Source organism: Bradyrhizobium diazoefficiens (assembly GCF_016612535.1).
GTDB lineage: Bacteria > Pseudomonadota > Alphaproteobacteria > Rhizobiales > Xanthobacteraceae > Bradyrhizobium > Bradyrhizobium diazoefficiens_C.
In genome coordinates, this window is sequence record NZ_JAENXS010000002.1 from 536,891 (window position 1) to 555,710 (window position 18,820).

Genomic DNA, 18,820 nt, shown 5'->3' on the forward strand with positions numbered 1-18,820 from the left:
TTTCGGCATAGCCCCAAGGGAATCGGAGGATCCTCAAGGGGAGTTGTATCATAGAACAAAATAGGAACGCGTCAAGGTCCACATAATTATCCGCTCCGGTTTTCATTGAGGCGCTATCGGCTAGAAGCGTGCTGCCCGCTGCGGAGAAACCGCGAGCCCCCGCGGGCTGCCAGTGGCGATTTTTCGCGCGGCGCTCGCCTGACTTATCGCGAACATCTCGAGCTACTTCTCGACACTATCCGGGGGATGTGCCGGGGGCTGGCGGCGGCTCAGCAGCCCTTCGCACACAGTTTTCCCAAGACGAAGGCGGCTAGAGCGTCCGCCGTTCCACCGAGACATTCCCCGGACGCCTTGTGTACATCCGACAAGGCGTCACACGCCGATTCCTCCACAGCCACGACCGGCAGTAGCTCGCGCGCGTTCCGCGCCGCTAGGAATCGATAATTTGACTCTCGCCTGCGCCGCGTTTCGATGGCGCCATGACGAAGGCAGAGAACCGAGCGGCCGCGAAGGCCTGGCATGACGAGCGGCAGCGCCAGCGTGCGGAGGAAGCGCAGGCTGAGGCGATCAGTGCCGCGCTCGTCGCGTTGGACCGGTTTCGCAGATACCTCATGCAAAGCAGGCTCGGCCACACACAGCCGCTGATCGACGCGATCGACGACTATGCCGGGCAGATCACCGGCGACCGGACCGCGCTGCACGCGAAGCCCTCGAGCATCGGGCCAGCCAAACGAGGCCCGCCAGCGTAAGCCGGCGAACCCCGTTGCCCATACCGCCTCAGTCACCGTCTGATCTGGCGTGCGCTGTCGGTGCGATGTTATGGTCGTCGCAGAACCCGGAGTGTTTCGATGCGCAAATTCGCCGTCGCCGTCCTGCTTGCCCTGATCGCCGCCCCTGCACTGGCGCAGGACGACCATATTCAGCAGTATCGCGAACAGCCCAAGGAGAAGTCGGCGGCGGAGAAGGCGGCCGACGCCCGGGCTGAGCGCGCCTATCAACGCTCCCTCGACAACGTGCCGGACCAGAAGCCGGTCGATCCCTGGGGAGCTGCCCGCGGCGACGATGCGTCGAAGAAGTCGGCCGCGCCGGCCAAGCCAGCGGTGAAGCACTCGTCCAAGGCCAAAAGCGGCAGCGCCACCAATTAGCAGCGGCGGCACCGTCGATCAGCAAAAGATACGCACGGAGGTGGACCGACCGCGACCCGCCGCACGGCCAGTCGAACTCGACTGGCTTGAGCTACACGAGAGCGGGCTACGCCTTCGGGGCGTTTCGGGCAGCGCAATCTCCGACCAGGATCGGCGCCCCCTATGGTTGTGCGGGTAGCGGTGCCGTGAGGCGTTTGATGTCCTTGTCGGTCTCGGATCCATCCATGCGGAAAGCGCCCTTGCCCTCGCGCTTTTGCCTGGCTTCGAGCCGCGCAATCGTTGCTTTGCACCCCGGCGGGATCGCTGCGCCACCACCGGCGGTCAGCGTCCCGCGGACCAGGTCGTCAGCCATGGCACTACAATAGGCCTCGTCGTCGTCCGTCGGCGGCGGTTCCGGGGCTTGCGCGGTGTCAGCGGCCGGTGTGGAGGGCGCCGTCGCGACGGGATCATCCCTTGCAGGCGGTTGCGAGGCCGCTTCGGCGAGCATGCGCCGAAGCCTGTCGCGAAGACTTTCCCGACGCTTCTCGGGCGGTGCGGTCGCATTGCAATCCGCCGGCAAGACCCAGTTGTCCGGCGTTGGGCCCACGACGACGCCGTGAGCCTCGCCGGGTTTCGCCCAGGCGTTCAGGAATTTGCGCCTGGCACATTCCGCGACCTTCTCGACATCGTGCTCTGCGCCGCCTTCGCCGCGGCACTGCCCGGCGAGCTCGGGCTCGGCCCACATCACCGCCTCGCCATATTTGGCCTTGCGGCACGCGGTCTTTGCATCGCCCTCGGGAACGTCATCGCACAAGCCCGAGCGATCGATGGCTTCCTTTTCGATATGCTCGGGGTGCCAGCGTAGCGGAACATCGAGCGCGGGACGGCTGGTCCCGCTGACAGGTTGCAGGCAAACGAGGTCGCGCGCTTTCGCGCGCACGCGAAGCGAGGCTAGCCGGCGTTCGAGCAGGTAGCGCAGCCGTTCGCGCTGCGGCGACGTATCCGGCGTTGCCATCACCAAGTCGCCGAGAGCGAGAATTTGAGCGGTGTCGTCGGCCGAGAGGCCGCCATCCTTCCACGGCCGCGGCTTGCTCGACTTGCGGGTGTCGCCCTCGTTCAGCCGCGCTTGTTGATGGGGAGGAGGGGCGCTGCGGTTGGTCCCGCAACCGGACGGCGCCGCCGAGGCCCCGCCGGTGCCGGTGATGTCGCTGCAGGACTGTCTTTGCCTCGCAACGCGCTTCTCCGGTGCTGGCACCTTCGCCTGTTGTTCGGGTGTGGCGCTCGCCACCCGTGGAGCCGCACCCGAGCGTGTGATGGTGCAACATCCGCCGGACATGGTTCGACCGTCCGCCTGCAGCTGATGCTGCGTTGTCACGCCGTTATCGACATAGACGGTGATTGTGTTGCCCGAACAGGTCCAGGTGCCGCCCGGAGTGCACAAAGGGCAGGTCACGTGTGTCCTTCCGTCCGGCGAGATCACGGAGGGGTAGGTCTGGCCGGTTGCGTTGACCCTGACGGTCCAGCTCCCGACGAACTTGCTTGCGCAACTTGCCGGGGGAGCCGCAGCCGCGGGCGCAACCACGAACCAGATCGATGAAATCAACAAACCAACCCTGACATAATGCAAAAGAGGCTCCTTCTTCAAAACGGCTAAACTCGAGCGTCTCGAGCCGGCCAAATGCCGCCAGCAATTTTTGGCCCTGAGGCGAGCAGCGACACGCTCGGATGAATTTCGGAATAATGGTATTGTGCCGGTGTTTTGCCCGACCCGTCAAATGATTTTGCGGGAGGCGCGAGGTGGGAGGCGCAAGACCTTGATCCGACACGCCCGGGCTACTGTGCATGGGGTTGTTTTCGGGGTTTTGGCGGGGCGGCGCGAGGTCTGGTTCGGGGCGACTGATGGAACCGTTTGGTCACCGCCGCGTTGTCTCGGCATGACAGAAGACCTTTCCTATCGACGCAAGCCCCTGACGCCCGAACAACGCCAGGCGCGCGATGCGGCTCGCCGGGTCGAGGCCGAGAAGGCCATGCGCGACCATGAGGCCGCGCAGAAGGCGTTTTATGACAATCGGGAACGACTGCGGGCGGAACGGCTCGCCCGCGAGGCGGCTGCAGCGAAAAGCTGAAAGAGAGCTGACAAGGACTGAACGCGCGCTGAGCCGGTCAGTGTCGGCTGGACGGGCGCGTCGTCGTGAGGACGTGCTTGAGGGCCTGAACGGCGACAGCAATAGCCCCGCGGGGCACGGGCAGGGCCTCGATGGCTTCTGCCGCCAGGCGGCAGTCAGCAGCGACCTTGAGCAATCCGGTTCGCGCCAGATGATCCATGTTCGACAGCGCGGCCTGCTCCAGGCACACGCGCTCAAGCCGCCGAAATTCCCGAAGCTCTCTGTTCATGCGTCGGCTCTCGATTTCCCCGGGACCATGCGGCCCCGAGTCTGCTTAACAAATCGTAAATACGATCCCGTTAGCCGGTCAGCTGGTCCGGGCCTGGAGACGACGCGCTCCCCATCCAGATCCCATCAGCGCAACGCAAATGGAGCTGACCATGACCACGTTCGACAAGCGCGAGCAGGGCTTTGAGGCCAAATTCGCCCATGACGAGGACCTCATGTTCAAGGCCACGGCCCGATCCAACAAGCTGCTCGGGCTCTGGGCGGCAGGCCAGCTCGGGCTCAGCGGCGATGCCGCGGCAGCTTACGCGACGGCGCTGGTCACGGACAATCTGGCCAACCAGACGATGGACGCGACCCTGAGCAAGGTGTCGAGCGACCTCGCCGCGAAGGGGATTTCACGCGAGCAGGTTGCGCGGAAGCTGCAGGAGTGCCTGCACCAGGCGCTGGCGCAGCTCGCGGCCGCAGCGAGCAAAGCCAGCGCGTGATCTTCACTCGGCATTTTTGCGCGCGGTGGGGCAGCCCGAGGTAGAGCGGCAGCTGCAGCCAGCGCGAACCGAAGATGATCATCGGCAGCAGGCCGAGTCGCGGCGAGGGCGGTCGGGATCGGGAGGGGCGGACAATGCTGCGCGGCAGCTTTGGCAAAGGGCCCGGCGGGGTCGCGCTTGCAAGCGCTGCGATCCTCGGGACGATTCTTGGGACGATCCTTGGCGCGGCGCATGTGTCGGCGACACCGCTGACGCCGTTTCGCTACGAGGCGCAGGCCCAGCGCCATTGCCCCGGCGACAGCGTGGTGTGGCTGGATTTCAGGAAGGGCGTCTACTACCGCAAGGGACAGAAGCTCTATGGCCAGGGCTTCGACGGCAGCTTCGTCTGCCTGACTGAAGCGCACGACAGCCTCTATCGTAGCTCGCCGCTAGGCTTGCGCTGAGCAGTGTGCGCCTTGCTTGACGGCGGGCGCCGCTAGTTCTGGCGAGGCAGCTTCACCGGGACGTGCGGGGAGGTGCTGATGACCCGGGGACTTCCGTCGGAATAGGTCCGGCCGCCGCGGATCAGCGATTCCAGAACCAGGAAGAATTTCTCGGCTAGCATGTGCGTCAGCCTCGTTGGTGATGGCCTCGTAAAAATGAGTCGAGGTGCCGACGCAGAAATTCAATCAACTAAATGGGAGCAGAGCAATCCCGGATCAAACGTGCATGCTGCATCGCAGTAGCCGAGCGGTCTGAAAATCGCGGAGTGCGGTGAGGATTAGCCGAAGGCCAGCGCCACAAGGCTCGAGCAGAGCAGGACCAGACCGCCTGCGGTCAATGCCAGAAAGCCATCGGATACGAGGTCATGTTTGCGCATGGGACACCTGCTGCTCTCGTCTTCGATGCTCGATCGGACTCATTAAAATTGTCCGAACGCGCCGCCATGAAGAGGTGATGCAATGTCGCCCGCGCGAGTGCCTTCAGGCCCTCGTGCGGTAGCCTTCAAACGCATGGGCCAGGAAGATCCCCGCGCTTAACAGACCCATCAGTGCCGAAACCGTCTCGATCATCGTTAAATTCCAATCCCGCCCTGCACGCGAGAAAACGCGGGCGGCCTTGCACAGTCAAAAGAATTCCAGTGCAGCCTGCGACAATGGGGGTGGAGTGAGGTTTTGGCGCAACAGCTTGTGCAAGACTGGCACAAACGAAGCGCGCGCGAGGCGCTCGCGCTCCGTAGATCAACGGAGAATGCCAAACGTCCTGTTTACCATCCCAGTGCGAACGCTACGGGCTCCCCATTTCCGCCGTGTTCGGGTTGCGATATCGTCGCAACGTCTGGGGCAGTGGTGGGCTTCCTCGGAGCTTGAGGACCGGAAGGCGCTCCCCGTAGCTAAAGCGGGTTGGGTTCGTCTCCGGCGAAATGGTATTTGGGGCGAATGGGGATCCGACGGTCAGATTCGGTGGTGCGGGCCGCGCGGTGCGTTGCGGCGGTCGCCACCTGCCTCGCGCTCGCCAACTGCGCCTCGTCCAACAAGTTCGCCAGCCGGGTCGATCCCAAATACGGCGTGTCCTCGAGTCCGCGCGTCGTGGCCTGGGGCGATCCCGTCCCCAAGGGCGGCGGCACCTATCGCGTTGGCAAGCCCTACGTGGTGGCCGGCCGGACCTACGTGCCGGAGGAGGACGTCAACTACCGCGCCGAAGGCATGGCATCCTGGTACGGCGACGATTTCCACGGCCGCCAGACCGCCAATGGCGAAGTGTTCGACATGGGCTCGCTGACGGCAGCGCATCCGACCCTGCCGATGCCGTGCTATGCGCGGGTCACCAACCTGTCTAACGGCAAGTCACTGATCGTTCGCGTCAATGACCGCGGGCCCTATCACGGCAACCGCCTCATCGACGTCTCGAACAAGGCTGCCGAACTCCTTGAATTCAAAGGTAATGGCGTTGCCAGGGTCCGCGTCGAATATGTCGGCCGGGCGCCGCTCGAAGGCTCCGATGATCGCCAGCTGATGGCGACCCTGCGCACCGGCGTTCCGGCGCCGTCGCCCTCGATGGTCCGGGTCGCCTCGGCCAGGCCGTTCGTGCCGGAACTGCCGTCATCGAACCGCGGCGCCATCCGCGGCGAAGTTCCGATGCCGGAGGGGCGGCCCTATAGCCTTGGCAACACCTCAGCCGACGTCGCCTCGATCAATGCAACTTCCGAGATGTCGGCTTCGAGCCGCAGCCGGGGCCGGGCGCTCCAGAACGCCCGGCAAGTGTCCTATGACGAGAATGGCCGCTATGCCACCGATAGCGGTCCCGACGCGTCCGATGGCGCCGCCGAGGCCCGCAGCATTCTGACCGGCCGCGGCTTGTATTGACTGCAAGCGCATTAGCGCGACGCCGCTTCGCGCAAAAACTTCACCAGCGCGGCGTTGACCTCGGCGGGACGCTCCTGCTGCACCCAATGGCCGGCGCCGTCGATGATCAGCTTGCGCGTGAGATTGGGCAGCACGCGCTCGAGCTCGTTGACACGCTTGGCTCCGATCAAGCCGGTGATGACGGCGTCCTGCGCGCCGGCAATGAACAGGGAAGGCTGGTGAATCTTCGCGTCCTGCCAGGGCGCAGTCAGCTCCCAATTGCGGTCGAGGTTGCGATACCAGTTCAGCCCTCCGCGAAACCCGGATGAGCGGAAGCTTTCGGTGAAGTGAGCGAGATCATCTTCGCTCAGCCACTCCGGTAGCGGCTCCTCGCTGGTGGCATGGCCGAGAAAGCCTTTGCCTTCCTGCACGAACATCGCGGCATTGGGATCGGCAAGCCCGCGCCCGGCGAGCAGGACACGCATGGTGCGGGCGACGTCATGCTCGAGCTCGGCTTCCGCGACACCGGCCGCCTGGAAATACTGCCAGTAGAAATTGGTGATGCCGCCCTGGCGCAACAGCTCAAGCGGCTTGCCGCGTCCGCGAAAGGGCGGCGGCACACTCAGGCCCGCGACCGCCGTGAAGATATCCGGACGGAACAGCGCCGCATGCCAGGCGACCGGCGCGCCCCAGTCGTGGCCGACCACCATCGCCTTGGTCTTGCCGAGCGCCTGGACCAGGCCGACCACGTCGCCGACCAGGTCGAAGATCGAGTAGGCGGCGACGTCAGAGGGCGCCGTGCTCCGGCCGTAGCCGCGCATGTCCGGCGCCACGACGTGAAATCCGGCGGCCGCCAGCGCCGGGATCTGGTGCCGCCAGGAATAGGATAATTCCGGCCAGCCATGGCACAGCACCACCAGCGGCCCCTGACCGGCCTCGCGGACGAAGAGGTCTACCCCGTTGGCCTTGATCACGCGGGTGGTGGACATCGCTTTTCCGCCTTGTTTCAGGGGTTTGGTCGGGAAACATGAGGTGCCACGATAGGGACGTGACGAGAATCGTGCAATCTCGGGGTAGCAGCGATCCTCGTGTTGTTCGCACCGGTTCCAACTGTTAGAACGCCGCTCTCAGGGCTTCGCCATGGCATTTCGTCTCATCTCGCTCCGTCATACCGAATTCACGGCCGGAGCATTGGCGCGCGGGCTGGTCGCGGCGGCGCTCGCGGTCAGCCTCAGCTGGGGTGGGGTGATCTACGCCGCCAACCAGAGCGTCCAGGGCGCCAAGAAAACCGAAGATGCCGGCTTCGACGGCGATGCTCCCACCGCGATCCTGATCGAGGCTTCCAGCGGCGGCGTGCTGTTCGAGAAGAACGCCGACGAGCTGCGTGCGCCCTCCAGCATGATGAAGCTCATGACGGCGGAAGTCGTGTTCAATGCGATCAGGAAGGGCGACGTCAAGCTGACCGACGAATACCGGATCAGCGAGAATGCCTGGCGCAAGGGCGGTGCCCCATCCGGCACCTCGACCATGTTCGCGGCCATCAACAGCAAGGTCTCGGTCGACGACCTCCTGCATGGCGCGATTATCCAGAGCGGCAACGATGCTTGCATCGCGCTCGCCGAAGGCATCGCCGGCAGCGAGCGGATCTTTGCATCCGATTTCATGACCAAGCGCGCCCGCGAGCTCGGCATGACCAAATCGACTTTTGGCAATTCCAATGGCTTGCCCGACCCTGGCAACAAGATGACGGTGCGCGAGCTCGGCATGCTCGCCCGTCACATCATCCTGGACTTCCCCGAATTCTACAAACTGTTCGGCGAGAAGGAGTTCACCTGGAACAAGATCCGCCAGCCCAACCGCAATCCTCTGCTCAATTCGATGGAAGGCGCCGACGGCCTGAAGACCGGTTACACCAAGGAGGGCGGCTACGGCATGGTCGGCTCGGCCGTGCAGAACGGCACACGACTGATTGTGGTCGTCAACGGGCTTGAAGATAGCGAGGACCGCGCCACCGAAGCCAAGAAGATGCTGGAATGGGGCTTTCGCAATTTCGAGACCCGCACGCTGTTCGCGGCTGACCAGCCCGTCGGCTATGCCAAGGTGTTCGGCGGCGAGAGCCGCTCGGTGAAGCTGGTCGCGAAAGAGCCCGTGAAGGTGATGGTGCACAAGAGCGGCGGCGACAAGCTGATCGCGCGTATCGTCTATAGCGGGCCGGTGCGCGCGCCGGTCGAGGCCGGTCAGCGGGTCGGCGTGGTCAGGGTCTGGCGCAGCGGCAATATCGCGGTGGAAACGCCGGTCTATGCGGCCGAAGCGATCGGCACCGGCTCGACCGTGCGGCGCGCGATCGACGGCGCCAGCGAGCTCGTGATCGGCATGTTCCGCGCAGGCGCCGAGAAACTCTGATCATGAGTGAGAGCACGGGACAGCGGCCGTCCGGACGCGGACGTTTCATCACCTTTGAAGGCGGCGAGGGGACGGGCAAGTCGACCCAGATCAAGAAGCTCGCCGACCGCCTCACTGCGGCGAGGCTACGTACCCTCGTCACGCGCGAGCCCGGTGGCTCGCCGGGCGCTGAGATCATGCGCCATCTGGTGCTGTCGGGTATGGGCAAGCTGCTCGGGCCCGATGCGGAGACGCTGCTGTTTGCCGCCGCGCGTGACGACCATGTCCGCACGGTGATTGAGCCCGCGCTCAAGCAGGGCGTTTGGGTCCTCTGCGACCGCTTCGCCGACTCGACACGGGCCTATCAGGGCAGCCTCGGCAGCGTGCCGACCGCGCTGATCAACGCCATGCAGCGGGTCACGATCGGCGATCTCAAGCCGGATCTCACTATCATCCTCGATTTGCCGGTCGAGATCGGCTTGGCACGTGCGGCGGCGCGGCGCGGCAGAGGCACGCCCGACAGGTTCGAGGGCGAGAAGCTCGCCTTCCATGAAGGCCTGCGCGAGGCCTATCGCAAGATCGCAGCAGAGGATCCCGCGCGCTGCGTGCTAATCGACGCCAATTCCGCCCCCGACACGGTTGCCGGGCGCGTCTGGATCGCGCTACGCGACCGTCTGCTGCCGACTCCTGCCTCGGCGGCCTCAGCATGAGCCCGCGTCAGGCCGAGCGCGAGACCGCGATTCCGCATCCGCGCGAGACGAGCCTCTTGTTCGGCCATCCTGAGGCCGAGATGGCGCTACTGACGGCCTATCGCAGCGGGCGCATCCCGCATGCCTGGTTGATCGGGGGACCGCAGGGCATCGGCAAGGCGACGCTGGCCTATCGGATGGCGCGCTTCGTGCTCAGTCACGGCCAGCCGCTGGCGCCTGTCGTGCAGGGTGCCGAAGACCTCGCGATCGATCCGGACGACGCCGTGGCGCGGCAGGTGGCGGCTGGTTCGCATGGCGGTTTGCTGACGCTGGAGCGCACTGCGAACGACCGCGGCGTGATGCGCACCGTCATCACCGTGGACGAGACGCGTGAGACAATCTCGTTCTTCGGTTCAACCGCGGCAGCGGAAGGCTGGCGCGTCTGCATCGTCGATACCGTCGATGAGCTCAATCCAAATGCAGCGAACGCGCTGCTCAAGATACTTGAGGAACCGCCGCAGCAATCGCTGTTCCTGCTGGTGAGCCACGCGCCCGCGCGCGTGCTCGCCACCATCCAGTCGCGCTGCCGCAAGCTGCGCCTGCGCTCGCTGGCAACCGACGAGGTGATCGGCGCAGCCGCCGCGGCCGCCGACCTCGCTCCGACCGACCTGGCGCTGCGCGAGGCGGCGGAGGCCTCCGAGGGCAGTGTCGCGCGTGCGCTGACGCTGCTCGGCGGCGATGCGTTAAAACTCCAACAGCGCACGGCTGCGATGCTGGCGCGCCTGCCGCAGGTGGATCCGCGCGAGCTGCACACGCTCGGCGATTCGCTTCCCACCAACGACCGCGTTGCGCTTGCGGCCTTCGTCGACGGCATCGATCGCTGGATCGCCGAGCGCCTGCATGCGGACGAGGCCAATGCCAACCAGAACCTGCCGCGCCTTGCGCGCCTAGCTGAGGTATGGGAAAAGATCGTCCGCGCCGCGCGCGACACCGAAACCTACAATCTGGAGCGAAAGCCCTTGGTTTTCTCGGTGTTCGGCTGGCTGGCGGACGCAACGCGCTAGGCGCGTTTCCAAATTTCGAGAAGCCGGCAAAGGAATTCGTCGTGGCAGCGCGAGCTAAGAAAACCGCAAAGGCCAAGAGCAGCAAGAAGAAGGCTGCCAAGAAGGCCGTGAAGAAGACTGTGAAGGCGCTCGCGCGCAAAGCCGCCAAGACGGTCAAGAAGACCAAGAAGGCTGCCGCCAAGAAAAGCGCGAAGAAGGGCACTGCGAAGGCGGTCAAGAAGGCCGGCAAGAAAGCTGCGAAGAAGCAAGTCGTCGCCAAGAAAGCCGCGACAAAGAAGGCCGCTAAAAAACCCGCCAAGGCTCCGACGATGAAGGCGGCCAAGAAGGCGATGGTGACCGCGCCCGCCGTGATCGCCGCGCCGACTCCGGTCGCCACGCCGCCGAAGGCCGTGAAGCTCAAAGTGTCGAAACCAAAGGTGCCGCCTGCGCCGAAGCCGGTGGCGCCCGCAGCTGTGCCGACGCGCGACAACGTCTTCTACATCACCACCGCGATCGCCTATCCCAACGGCAGCCCACATATCGGCCACGCCTACGAGGCGATCGCGACCGATACGCTGGCGCGTTTCGCGCGGCTCGACGGCAAGGACGTGTTCTTCCTGACCGGCACCGACGAGCACGGTCAGAAAATGGTTCAGACTGCGGCCAATGAAAAGATGTCCGCCTCGGAGCTCGCCACCCGCAACGCCGGCCGCTTCAGGGAGATGGACGAGCGTCTGAACGTCTCGTTCGACCGCTTCATCCGCACCACCGAGGAACAGCACCATCGCTCCAGCCAGGAGATTTGGCGGCGCATGGCCGCCAATGGCGACATCTATGCCGATACCTACGCCGGTTGGTACTCGGTGCGTGATGAAGCCTATTACGCCGAAGACGAGACGCGTCTGAACGACGAGGGCGTGCGACTCGGTCCGCAGGGTACGCCGGTCGAGTGGGTCGAGGAGAAAAGCTATTTCTTCCGCCTGTCTGACTATCAGAGCAAGCTCCTGAAGCTCTACGAGGAGCACCCTGATTTCATCGGCCCGGACTCGCGTCGCAACGAGGTAGTGAGCTTCGTCAGGGGCGGTCTGCGCGATCTCTCGATCTCGCGCACCACCTTCGATTGGGGCGTAAAAGTGCCCGGCGACGAAGAGCACGTGATGTATGTCTGGGTCGACGCGCTGACCAACTACATCACCGGCGTCGGCTTCCCCGACGAAAGCGACAAGAACTGGCGCTACTGGCCGGCGGACGTGCATATCATCGGCAAGGACATCATCCGCTTCCATGCCGTGTACTGGCCCGCCTTCCTGATGTCGGCCGGCATTCCCGTGCAGAAGCGCGTTTACGCCCACGGTTTCCTGTTCAACAGGGGGGAGAAGATGTCGAAGTCGATCGGCAATGTCGTCGATCCCTTCAACCTCGCCGACCAATATGGCGTCGACCAGATGCGCTACTTTTTCCTGCGCGAGGTGCCGTTCGGGCAGGACGGCAGCTACAATCACGAAGCTATCGTGGCGCGCATCAATGCCGACCTTGCCAACGACCTCGGCAATCTTGCGCAGCGCTCGCTGTCGATGATCGCCAAGCAGCTCGGCGGCGTGCTGCCGGAGCCCGCCGCGTTCAGCGACAACGACAAGGCCATGCTGGCGCAGGCCGACGGCATGATTGTCGCGTCACGCGAGGCGATGGCAACGCAGCAGATTCACCACTGGCTCAACGCCGTGTGGGCCGTGGTCGCGGAAGCCAACCGCTACTTTGCGGGCGAGGCGCCGTGGGCGCTGGCCAAGACCGATCCGGCACGCCAGAAGACGGTGCTCTATGTCACCGCTGAGGTCGTGCGCCAGATCGCGATCCTGGCCCAGCCGGCGATGCCGACTGCATCTAGCCTGCTGCTCGACAGCCTCGGCATCCCCGCGGACGAGCGCAATTTTGCGATGCTTGGCGGCGCCAAGCGGATCGCACCCGGCTCGACGCTGCCGGCGCCGACGCCGGCGTTCCCGCGCTACATCGAGCCGGCGACCTGAGGCGTTCGTACGATGCTGGTCGACAGTCACTGCCATCTGGATTTTCCGGATTTTGCGGAGGATCTCGACGGAATCGTGTCGCGCGCGCGGGGGGCGGGCCTCACGCGCATGGTCACGATCTCGACGCGGGTGCGAAAGCTCGATCAGCTTCTCGCCATCGCCGAGCGCTACGACGACGTCTATTGCTCGGTCGGCACCCATCCGCACAACGCGGATGAGGAAGACGGCATTTCGCCGGACGAGCTGATCGCGCTGACGCAGCATCCGAAGGTCGTCGCGCTCGGCGAGGCCGGGCTCGATTATTTCTACGACGACGGCTCGCCGGAGGCGCAGGCGAGGGGCTTTCGCGCCCATATCGCGGCGGCGCGCGCCACAGGCCTGCCGCTGGTGATCCACACCCGCGAGGCGGATGAGGATTGCAGCCGCATCCTGGAGGAGGAGGCGGCGAAGGGATCGTTTCGTGCCGTGCTGCATTGTTACACCGGCGGGCGCGAGCTGGCGCTGAAGGCGGTGTCGCTCGGGCTCTATATCGGCTTCACGGGCATCCTGACCTTCAAGAAGTCGGATGCCTTGCGTGCGCTCGCGGCCGAATTGCCGGCAGATCGTATTCTGGTTGAAACAGACTCGCCCTACCTTGCGCCGGGCAAGTTCCGGGGCAAACGCAACGAGCCGGCCTATGTGGTCGAGGTCGCCAAGGTGCTGGCCGAAACGCGCGGTGTGTCGCTCGAGGAGATTTCACGCCAGACCAGCGAAAACTTCTTCCGCCTGTTCTCCAAGGTGAAAGCTTGAGGTTGAAAGCCGCATGACGCTGACGCTGACGATCCTGGGCTGCGGCTCCTCCGCCGGCGTGCCCCGCCCGGCGCTGGGCTGGGGCGCCTGCGATCCCAACAATCCCAAAAACCGCCGTCGCCGCTGCTCACTGCTGGTCGAACAGACATCAGGCCATGGCACCACGCGCATCGTGATCGACACCTCGCCGGATTTGCGCGAACAGCTGATCTCGACCGATGTCGACCATATCGACGCGGTGTTCCTGACGCATGAGCATGCCGACCAGACCCACGGCATGGACGATCTGCGCTCGGTCGTGATCCACATGCGCAAGCGCATCCCGGTCTATTTCAACCAGTCGACCGCCAAGGACATCATGGCGCGGTTCTCCTATTGCTTCATCTCGCCGGAGGGCAGCGACTATCCGCCGATCCTCACCCGGCATTCGATCGAGGCCGGCCACAGCCAGACCATCAGCGGCAAGGGCGGCGAGGTGACGATGACCGCGTTCCTGGTCCAGCACGGCCAGATCCCTGCGCTCGGCTATCGCATCGGCAATGCCGCTTACACGCCCGATCTCAACGACATCCCGCGCGAGAGCTGGGGTGCCCTTGAAAACCTCGACCTCTGGATCGTCGACGGCCTGCGCTACACCGGCCATCCCAGCCATTTCAGCATCAATGACGCGCTGTCCTGGATCGAACGCTTCAAGCCGAAGCGCGCCGTCATCACCAACATGACCGCCGATGTCGATTACGAGGTGATCCGGCAATCATTGCCCGCAGGCGTGGTGCCGGCCTATGACGGGCTGCGGCTCGACACGGTGTAAAAGTACCCGAAGCCTCCGGCCCAGACCGGCATGGTCCTTGCCTGCATGGACGCGATCGTGTTGGTCTAACGTCTCAAAGACAGGCGCGGGACGGCAGCGATAATCAGCCAGCACCGACGGGTTCGCAAGTCGTCTGGTTTGGACCGCGTGGCGTGAGGATGGGGGCCGTATTGGCGGAGCATAACGATGAGGTAGCGGCGCCGGGCTTGCTCCGGAGCGCTCTCGACTTTCTCTACCTCGGCGCTGGCTACGCGGCGGGCGCGTTCCTCGTTGCGATCTTCGCGATCATGATGGTGATGTCTGTCGGTCGGCAATTCGCCATCAACATTCCGGCCGGCGACGATTTCGCGTCCTGGTGCATGGCTGCGATGGCCTTTCTCGGCCTCGCGCACACATTCAAGCGCGGAGAAATGATCCGCGTCGGCCTCCTGCTCGAGCGTTTGCATGGCAGGGCCAGGCAGTGTGCCGAGATCGTGGCGCTCGGCATCGCGACAGCCTTCATTCTCTACTTCACCCGATATGCAATGCAGATGGCCTACGACTCCTGGCGCTTTCACGACGTGGCACAAGGCGTCGTTGCCGTTCCTCTCTGGATTCCGCAGCTGGGCTTTGCCGGCGGCCTCGTGATCCTGGGGATCGCGGTCATGGATGAAATGGTCAATGTCCTGCGCGGTCGTCGGCCGAGCTACGAGAAGGGGTCGCCGGAGGAAACGCCGGACGAGTTCATCGAGCGCATCTCGCAGGGCGGCGGGGGCTGAGGATGGCCAGTCTCGGCATGATCGAACTATCGTTCATTCTGCTCGGTGTCATGATCCTGCTGCTGGCGAGCGGCGTCTGGATCGCGGTCTCGCTTGGGCTCGTCGGCTTCGTGGCGATGGCGCTGACCACGAGCCTGCCGCTCGGGAGCGTGCTCGCGACGACGACCTGGAGCGCGAGTGCGTCGTGGACCCTCGCGGCGTTGCCGCTGTTCATCTGGATGGGCGAGATCCTGTTTCGCACCAGGCTGTCAGAAGAGATGTTCCGCGGCCTGTCGCCCTGGGTGCAATGGTTGCCCGGACGGCTGACTCATGTGAACGTCATCGGCTGCGGCATCTTTGCTGCCGTATCCGGCTCTTCGGCCGCGACCTGTGCGACCATCGGCAAGATCGCGTTGCCCGAGCTCGACAAGCGCGGCTACGACAAGGGCCTCAGCCTCGGCTCGCTGGCGGGATCCGGCACGCTCGGCCTGCTGATTCCGCCGTCAATTCCGATGGTGGTGTATGCGGTCACGGCGAACGTTTCCGTATTGCAGGTGTTCCTCGGCGGCTTCCTGCCCGGCGTGCTCGTCATGGTGCTCTATTCCGGCTACATCATCATCTGGTCGCTGCTGAATCCTGCGAAAGTCCCGCCGCGCGACCCGCCGATGCCGTTCGGGCAGAAGCTGCGCGAGTCGGCCAAGCTTGCCCCGTGCCTGCTGCTGATCCTCGCGGTCTTCCTCTCGCTGGTGCTCGGTTTTGCGACCGCGACCGAATGTGCAGCATGGGGCGTCTCCGGCGCGCTGATCCTGGCATGGTGGAGCGGCACGCTGACGCGCAAAAATTTTCTCGAGAGCGTGATGAGCGCGACTCGGCTGACCTGTATGATCATGCTGATCCTGGCAGGGGCCGCCTACACCACAGCCGCGATGGCCTATACCGGCATTCCGGCGGCGCTCGCCACCTGGGTCCAGGGGCAGCAGCTCACGCCAGGCATGCTCGCGCTCTACCTGAGCGTCATGTACATTATCCTTGGATGCCTGATCGATGGCATCTCGATGATCGTGCTGACCGCCGTCATCGTGTTGCCGATGGTCAAGCAGGCCGGGCTCGATCTCGTCTGGTTCGGCGTCTACCTCATCATCCATGTCGAGATGGCGCAGATCACGCCGCCGGTTGGCTTCAACCTGTTCGTGCTGCAAAACATGAGCGGTCGCGATACCCTGACCGTCGCGCGAGCGGCGTTCCCTTTCTTTGTGATGCTGCTGGCCGCCGTGTTTATCATCACCGAATACCCGCAGATCGTGCTGCTTCTACCCAAGCTCGCTTTCCCCGACTGATCGCGTCAGGTTTTTCCGCTTTACCGTGAGGAGAAGTTCGATGAAGTCTCGTTTGTTGCTCTCAGGACTAATTGCCGGAGCGGTGCTGGCCGCCACGCCTGCCTTGGCCCAGACCAAATGGAATTTGCCGGCAGCGTACCCCGCCGACAATCCTCACTCGGAAAATCTGGTCGCTTTTGCGAGGGACGTCGAGGCTGCAACGTCCGGCAAGCTCCTGATCACCGTTCATCCGAATGCCTCGCTGTTCAAGGCGCCCGACATCAAGCGTGCGGTGGCGACGGGGCAGGCGCAAATGGGCGAATTGCTGCTCTCGGTCCACGAAAATGAGGATCCGATATTCGGAATCGACGTCGTGCCGTTTCTTGCGACCAGCTTCCCGCAAGCGATGAAACTGTATCAGGCGTCGAAACCCCTGATCGCGAAGAAGCTGGATGCGCAGGGGCTGAAGCTGTTGTTCGCGGTGCCGTGGGCGCCGCAGGGCGTCTACGTCAACAAGCCGCTCGCCTCGATCGAGGACATGAAGGGCCTGAAATGGCGCGCCTACAATGTCGGAACCGCGCGTATCGGCGACCTCGTCGGCGCCCAGTCGGTTACGATCCAGGCTGCCGAACTGCCGCAAGCGCTCGCCACCGGCGTGGTGAATTCGTTCATGTCGTCGGGTGGCACGGGCTACGATTCGAAAGCCTGGGAGTCGCTGAAATATTTCTACGACGTGCAGGCCTGGATCCCGAAGGACTATACTTTCGTGAACAAGGCGGCGTTCGAGGCACTCGACAAGCCTGCCCAGGAAGCCATTCTCAAGGCCGCCGCCACGGCCGAAACGCGCGGCTGGAAGGCCTGGGAGGAAAAGGCCAACTGGTACATCGATCAACTCAAGGCCAAGGGCATGACGGTCGAGCCGCCGAGCCCGGCGCTGAAGGCCGGCTTCGAGAAGATCGGTCAGCAGCTCACCGCCGACTGGCTCAAAAAGGCTGGCGCAGACGGCCAGGCGGTGATCGACGCTTACAAGAAGATGTGATGGGGAGATCGCGGCACGAACGGGTGAGGGCGCTCGGGCGCCCTCATCTATCGATGCTGATGATCACCAAGCGTAGCGCACCACGGCTTTGCCTGTGTAGGCGCGCACCAGGCTCGACAGCTCGCTGTCGAGGTTCGCACTGGCGGACCAGCCGTTGATGCCGCGCAGCTCGAATGCAACGCCTGTCAGCGCCGAGTTCGGCGCAAGCGCCGTGCTGCCGATCACGAAGCCCTGACCGGATCCCTGGCCGGAGATCGCCTGGAACACCGCCGGCATCGACTGCGTCGCGCTGAAATCATGCGCCCAGGCGAAACGCCCACGCAGATCGAAGAGGCCGCCAGCCAGCACGAAGGACGTGCTCGTACGCAGGCCGAGCTCGCTGCGGCCGTCGGCAAAGCTGTTGCTGCCGGATGGCGCCGCGGATGGATCGGCGGCATAAGCCGGCTGGCCAGCACTGGCGGCGAGGCGAAACATGGTGACCTGGCCGGCCGCATAAGGCGTGATGCCGAGCCACGGCGTCCCAATGCGGTAGCCACTCTCGATGCGGCCGGAATAGGCATTGGCGTTGATGGCGGCGCCGAACTGATCGCTACCGGCCGGCGTCGCCTGACGGTCGCTGGTGATGGCCTGCCAGCCATAGGCCAGCGCCGTCGCGACATAGGCCGCGCCGATGGAATGCCTGACGAAGCTGCCTGCCTGGAACAGGTCGGAGCGGCCGCTGGAGAAATTATTGGCAAAGCCGGTGCCGCCACCGGCAAGGGCAAAGCCGATCTGCGTCTGCGGTGAGAGCGAGTAATCGGCGCCGACGGCGGTGGCGAAGCTGCGTGCGGACGAGCCCGCGCCGTCGGTCGCTGTCTGCGAGCCGCCAAAGCCCGCGGCCCAGATGCTCCAGTGCGGGGCCGCGAGCGATGGCTTGCCGTAGATCGCCTCGTAGGCTTGGCGCCCGATGCCGCCATGCGTGCGGTCGTTGCCGAGATCAGCATAGGCCGAGAGCTCGGCGTCGAACTCGGGCTGGCCGATGCCGCGACCGTCGATGGCGGGATCGAGCAGAGTCTGCGTGAACTGCGTCATCGCCAGGAATGTGGCTTGCGCCGTTTCAGTCTGCGACGCGGCCGCGGAGTCGCCGCCAAAGGCCTGGCGCATGCCGGACCTGGCCGCGCCGGCGAGACCCGGCGGCTCACCGTTCCAGCCATAGTTCGGCTGCATCCCCGGGCCGCCGCTATTGCCGTAGCCGTACGGCGCGCCGCCAAAACCCGGTGACTGCTGCGGCGCGCCGAACGTTGGGCCGCCCATGCTGAAGCCAAAGTTGCTGCCGCCACCAAAATTGGCGAAGCCGCCGCCCGGCGCGTTCGGACCGGGATAGCCAAAATTTTCGGAAGCTGCGAAGGCGCCTAATTCGCGCATGACCTGCGCATCCGCCGCGCGCGGCAGCAGCAATCCGGCCGTCAATAGCAGCAGCGCCAGACGCGCACGCACATCTGTGCTCACGACACCAACCGCATGAAGCGCCCCAACCGCGCCGGTCGCCGGCCGCGCAGCCTGCGCGGCGAATCAGGTGGAATCAGCGAATCCGACGGGAGAGAAACGTAAATGCGTCTCTAACGTTTTCCAATCTTTTCCTGTCGTGTCTCGATGTCGTCGAACATGCAAAATCGGTTTCGGGA

20 protein-coding genes and 1 pseudogene are annotated in these 18,820 nt (G+C 64.5%); 15 read left to right on the plus strand and 6 right to left on the minus strand.

Going from position 1 to position 18,820, the window contains the following annotated elements:
* The first annotated feature begins 479 nt into the window (after positions 1 to 479).
* Both JJE66_RS19315 and JJE66_RS19320 read left to right on the plus strand, forming a co-directional pair.
* Positions 480 to 749 (plus strand): hypothetical protein, encoded by a 270-nt coding sequence (locus tag JJE66_RS19315; protein ID WP_200515991.1) that lies wholly within the window; start codon positions 480 to 482, stop codon positions 747 to 749.
* A gap of 99 nt (positions 750 to 848) precedes the next feature.
* Positions 849 to 1,145 (plus strand): hypothetical protein, encoded by a 297-nt coding sequence (locus tag JJE66_RS19320; RefSeq protein ID WP_200515993.1) that lies wholly within the window; start codon positions 849 to 851, stop codon positions 1,143 to 1,145.
* 160 nt (positions 1,146 to 1,305) lie between these two features.
* Here the strand turns inward: JJE66_RS19320 and JJE66_RS19325 are convergent, their stop codons facing one another.
* Complete coding sequence (locus JJE66_RS19325; RefSeq protein WP_200515995.1) at positions 1,306 to 2,577, minus strand: hypothetical protein; 1,272 nt, start codon at positions 2,575 to 2,577, stop codon at positions 1,306 to 1,308.
* A gap of 481 nt (positions 2,578 to 3,058) precedes the next feature.
* Between JJE66_RS19325 and JJE66_RS19330 the strand changes: the two genes are divergently transcribed.
* A complete protein-coding gene (locus tag JJE66_RS19330) occupies positions 3,059 to 3,250 on the plus strand; it encodes a hypothetical protein (protein WP_200518590.1) in 192 nt (63 codons plus the stop codon).
* Between the two features lie 37 nt (positions 3,251 to 3,287).
* Here JJE66_RS19330 and JJE66_RS19335 read toward each other — a convergent pair whose 3' ends face one another.
* Entirely contained in the window at positions 3,288 to 3,518 is a 231-nt protein-coding gene (locus tag JJE66_RS19335; RefSeq protein WP_200515997.1) for a hypothetical protein, read from the minus strand.
* Between the two features lie 151 nt (positions 3,519 to 3,669).
* On the opposite strand from JJE66_RS19335, the gene JJE66_RS19340 reads away from it, so the two are divergent.
* A complete protein-coding gene (locus JJE66_RS19340; RefSeq protein ID WP_200515999.1) occupies positions 3,670 to 4,002 on the plus strand; it encodes a DUF1476 domain-containing protein in 333 nt (110 codons plus the stop codon).
* A 31-nt stretch (positions 4,003 to 4,033) separates the two neighbouring features.
* Here JJE66_RS19340 and JJE66_RS38125 read toward each other — a convergent pair.
* A pseudogene (locus tag JJE66_RS38125) lies at positions 4,034 to 4,150 on the minus strand (TIGR00645 family protein); the annotation flags it as partial.
* Here JJE66_RS38125 and JJE66_RS19345 point away from each other — a divergent pair.
* Positions 4,137 to 4,445: a hypothetical protein gene (locus JJE66_RS19345; protein WP_200516001.1), complete on the plus strand. Its 309-nt coding sequence runs from the start codon at positions 4,137 to 4,139 to the stop codon at positions 4,443 to 4,445. The pseudogene JJE66_RS38125 and the gene JJE66_RS19345 sit on opposite strands and share 14 nt — an antisense overlap.
* A 32-nt stretch (positions 4,446 to 4,477) precedes the next feature.
* Here the strand turns inward: JJE66_RS19345 and JJE66_RS38480 are convergent, their stop codons facing one another.
* Positions 4,478 to 4,606 (minus strand): hypothetical protein, encoded by a 129-nt coding sequence (locus JJE66_RS38480; protein ID WP_283818509.1) that lies wholly within the window; start codon positions 4,604 to 4,606, stop codon positions 4,478 to 4,480.
* A gap of 814 nt (positions 4,607 to 5,420) precedes the next feature.
* On the opposite strand from JJE66_RS38480, the gene JJE66_RS19350 reads away from it, so the two are divergent.
* Positions 5,421 to 6,347, plus strand: a complete 927-nt coding sequence (locus tag JJE66_RS19350; RefSeq protein ID WP_200516002.1) for a septal ring lytic transglycosylase RlpA family protein — start codon at positions 5,421 to 5,423, stop codon at positions 6,345 to 6,347.
* A gap of 11 nt (positions 6,348 to 6,358) precedes the next feature.
* Here the strand turns inward: JJE66_RS19350 and JJE66_RS19355 are convergent, their stop codons facing one another.
* The gene (locus JJE66_RS19355; RefSeq protein WP_200516004.1) at positions 6,359 to 7,315 is read right to left on the minus strand and encodes an alpha/beta fold hydrolase; all 957 of its coding nucleotides are present in this window, start codon (positions 7,313 to 7,315) and stop codon (positions 6,359 to 6,361) included.
* A 151-nt stretch (positions 7,316 to 7,466) separates the two neighbouring features.
* On the opposite strand from JJE66_RS19355, the gene JJE66_RS19360 reads away from it, so the two are divergent.
* The 9 genes from JJE66_RS19360 (at position 7,467) to JJE66_RS19400 (ending at position 17,156) form a co-directional block, all read left to right on the plus strand.
* On the plus strand, positions 7,467 to 8,729 hold the full coding sequence (locus tag JJE66_RS19360) for a D-alanyl-D-alanine carboxypeptidase family protein (protein WP_200516006.1): 1,263 nt from the start codon (positions 7,467 to 7,469) through the stop codon (positions 8,727 to 8,729).
* 2 nt (positions 8,730 to 8,731) lie between these two features.
* Positions 8,732 to 9,418, plus strand: a complete 687-nt coding sequence (gene tmk / locus JJE66_RS19365) for a dTMP kinase (RefSeq protein WP_200516008.1) — start codon at positions 8,732 to 8,734, stop codon at positions 9,416 to 9,418.
* On the plus strand, positions 9,415 to 10,461 hold the full coding sequence (locus JJE66_RS19370) for a DNA polymerase III subunit delta' (RefSeq protein ID WP_200516009.1): 1,047 nt from the start codon (positions 9,415 to 9,417) through the stop codon (positions 10,459 to 10,461). The genes tmk and JJE66_RS19370 overlap by 4 nt, the downstream gene beginning before the upstream one ends.
* A gap of 41 nt (positions 10,462 to 10,502) precedes the next feature.
* On the plus strand, positions 10,503 to 12,464 hold the full coding sequence (metG, locus tag JJE66_RS19375) for a methionine--tRNA ligase (RefSeq protein WP_200516011.1): 1,962 nt from the start codon (positions 10,503 to 10,505) through the stop codon (positions 12,462 to 12,464).
* Between the two features lie 12 nt (positions 12,465 to 12,476).
* Positions 12,477 to 13,253, plus strand: a complete 777-nt coding sequence (locus JJE66_RS19380) for a TatD family hydrolase (RefSeq protein WP_200516013.1) — start codon at positions 12,477 to 12,479, stop codon at positions 13,251 to 13,253.
* A gap of 13 nt (positions 13,254 to 13,266) precedes the next feature.
* Positions 13,267 to 14,064, plus strand: a complete 798-nt coding sequence (locus JJE66_RS19385) for an MBL fold metallo-hydrolase (RefSeq protein WP_200516015.1) — start codon at positions 13,267 to 13,269, stop codon at positions 14,062 to 14,064.
* A 158-nt stretch (positions 14,065 to 14,222) separates the two neighbouring features.
* The gene (locus JJE66_RS19390; RefSeq protein WP_200516017.1) at positions 14,223 to 14,822 is read left to right on the plus strand and encodes a TRAP transporter small permease; all 600 of its coding nucleotides are present in this window, start codon (positions 14,223 to 14,225) and stop codon (positions 14,820 to 14,822) included.
* 2 nt (positions 14,823 to 14,824) lie between these two features.
* Positions 14,825 to 16,138 (plus strand): TRAP transporter large permease, encoded by a 1,314-nt coding sequence (locus JJE66_RS19395; RefSeq protein WP_200516019.1) that lies wholly within the window; start codon positions 14,825 to 14,827, stop codon positions 16,136 to 16,138.
* 40 nt (positions 16,139 to 16,178) lie between these two features.
* Positions 16,179 to 17,156 (plus strand): TRAP transporter substrate-binding protein, encoded by a 978-nt coding sequence (locus JJE66_RS19400; RefSeq protein WP_200516021.1) that lies wholly within the window; start codon positions 16,179 to 16,181, stop codon positions 17,154 to 17,156.
* 63 nt (positions 17,157 to 17,219) lie between these two features.
* On the opposite strand, the gene JJE66_RS19405 is transcribed toward JJE66_RS19400, so the two are convergent.
* Positions 17,220 to 18,644, minus strand: a complete 1,425-nt coding sequence (locus JJE66_RS19405; RefSeq protein WP_200516023.1) for an autotransporter outer membrane beta-barrel domain-containing protein — start codon at positions 18,642 to 18,644, stop codon at positions 17,220 to 17,222.
* Positions 18,645 to 18,820 lie beyond the last annotated feature (176 nt).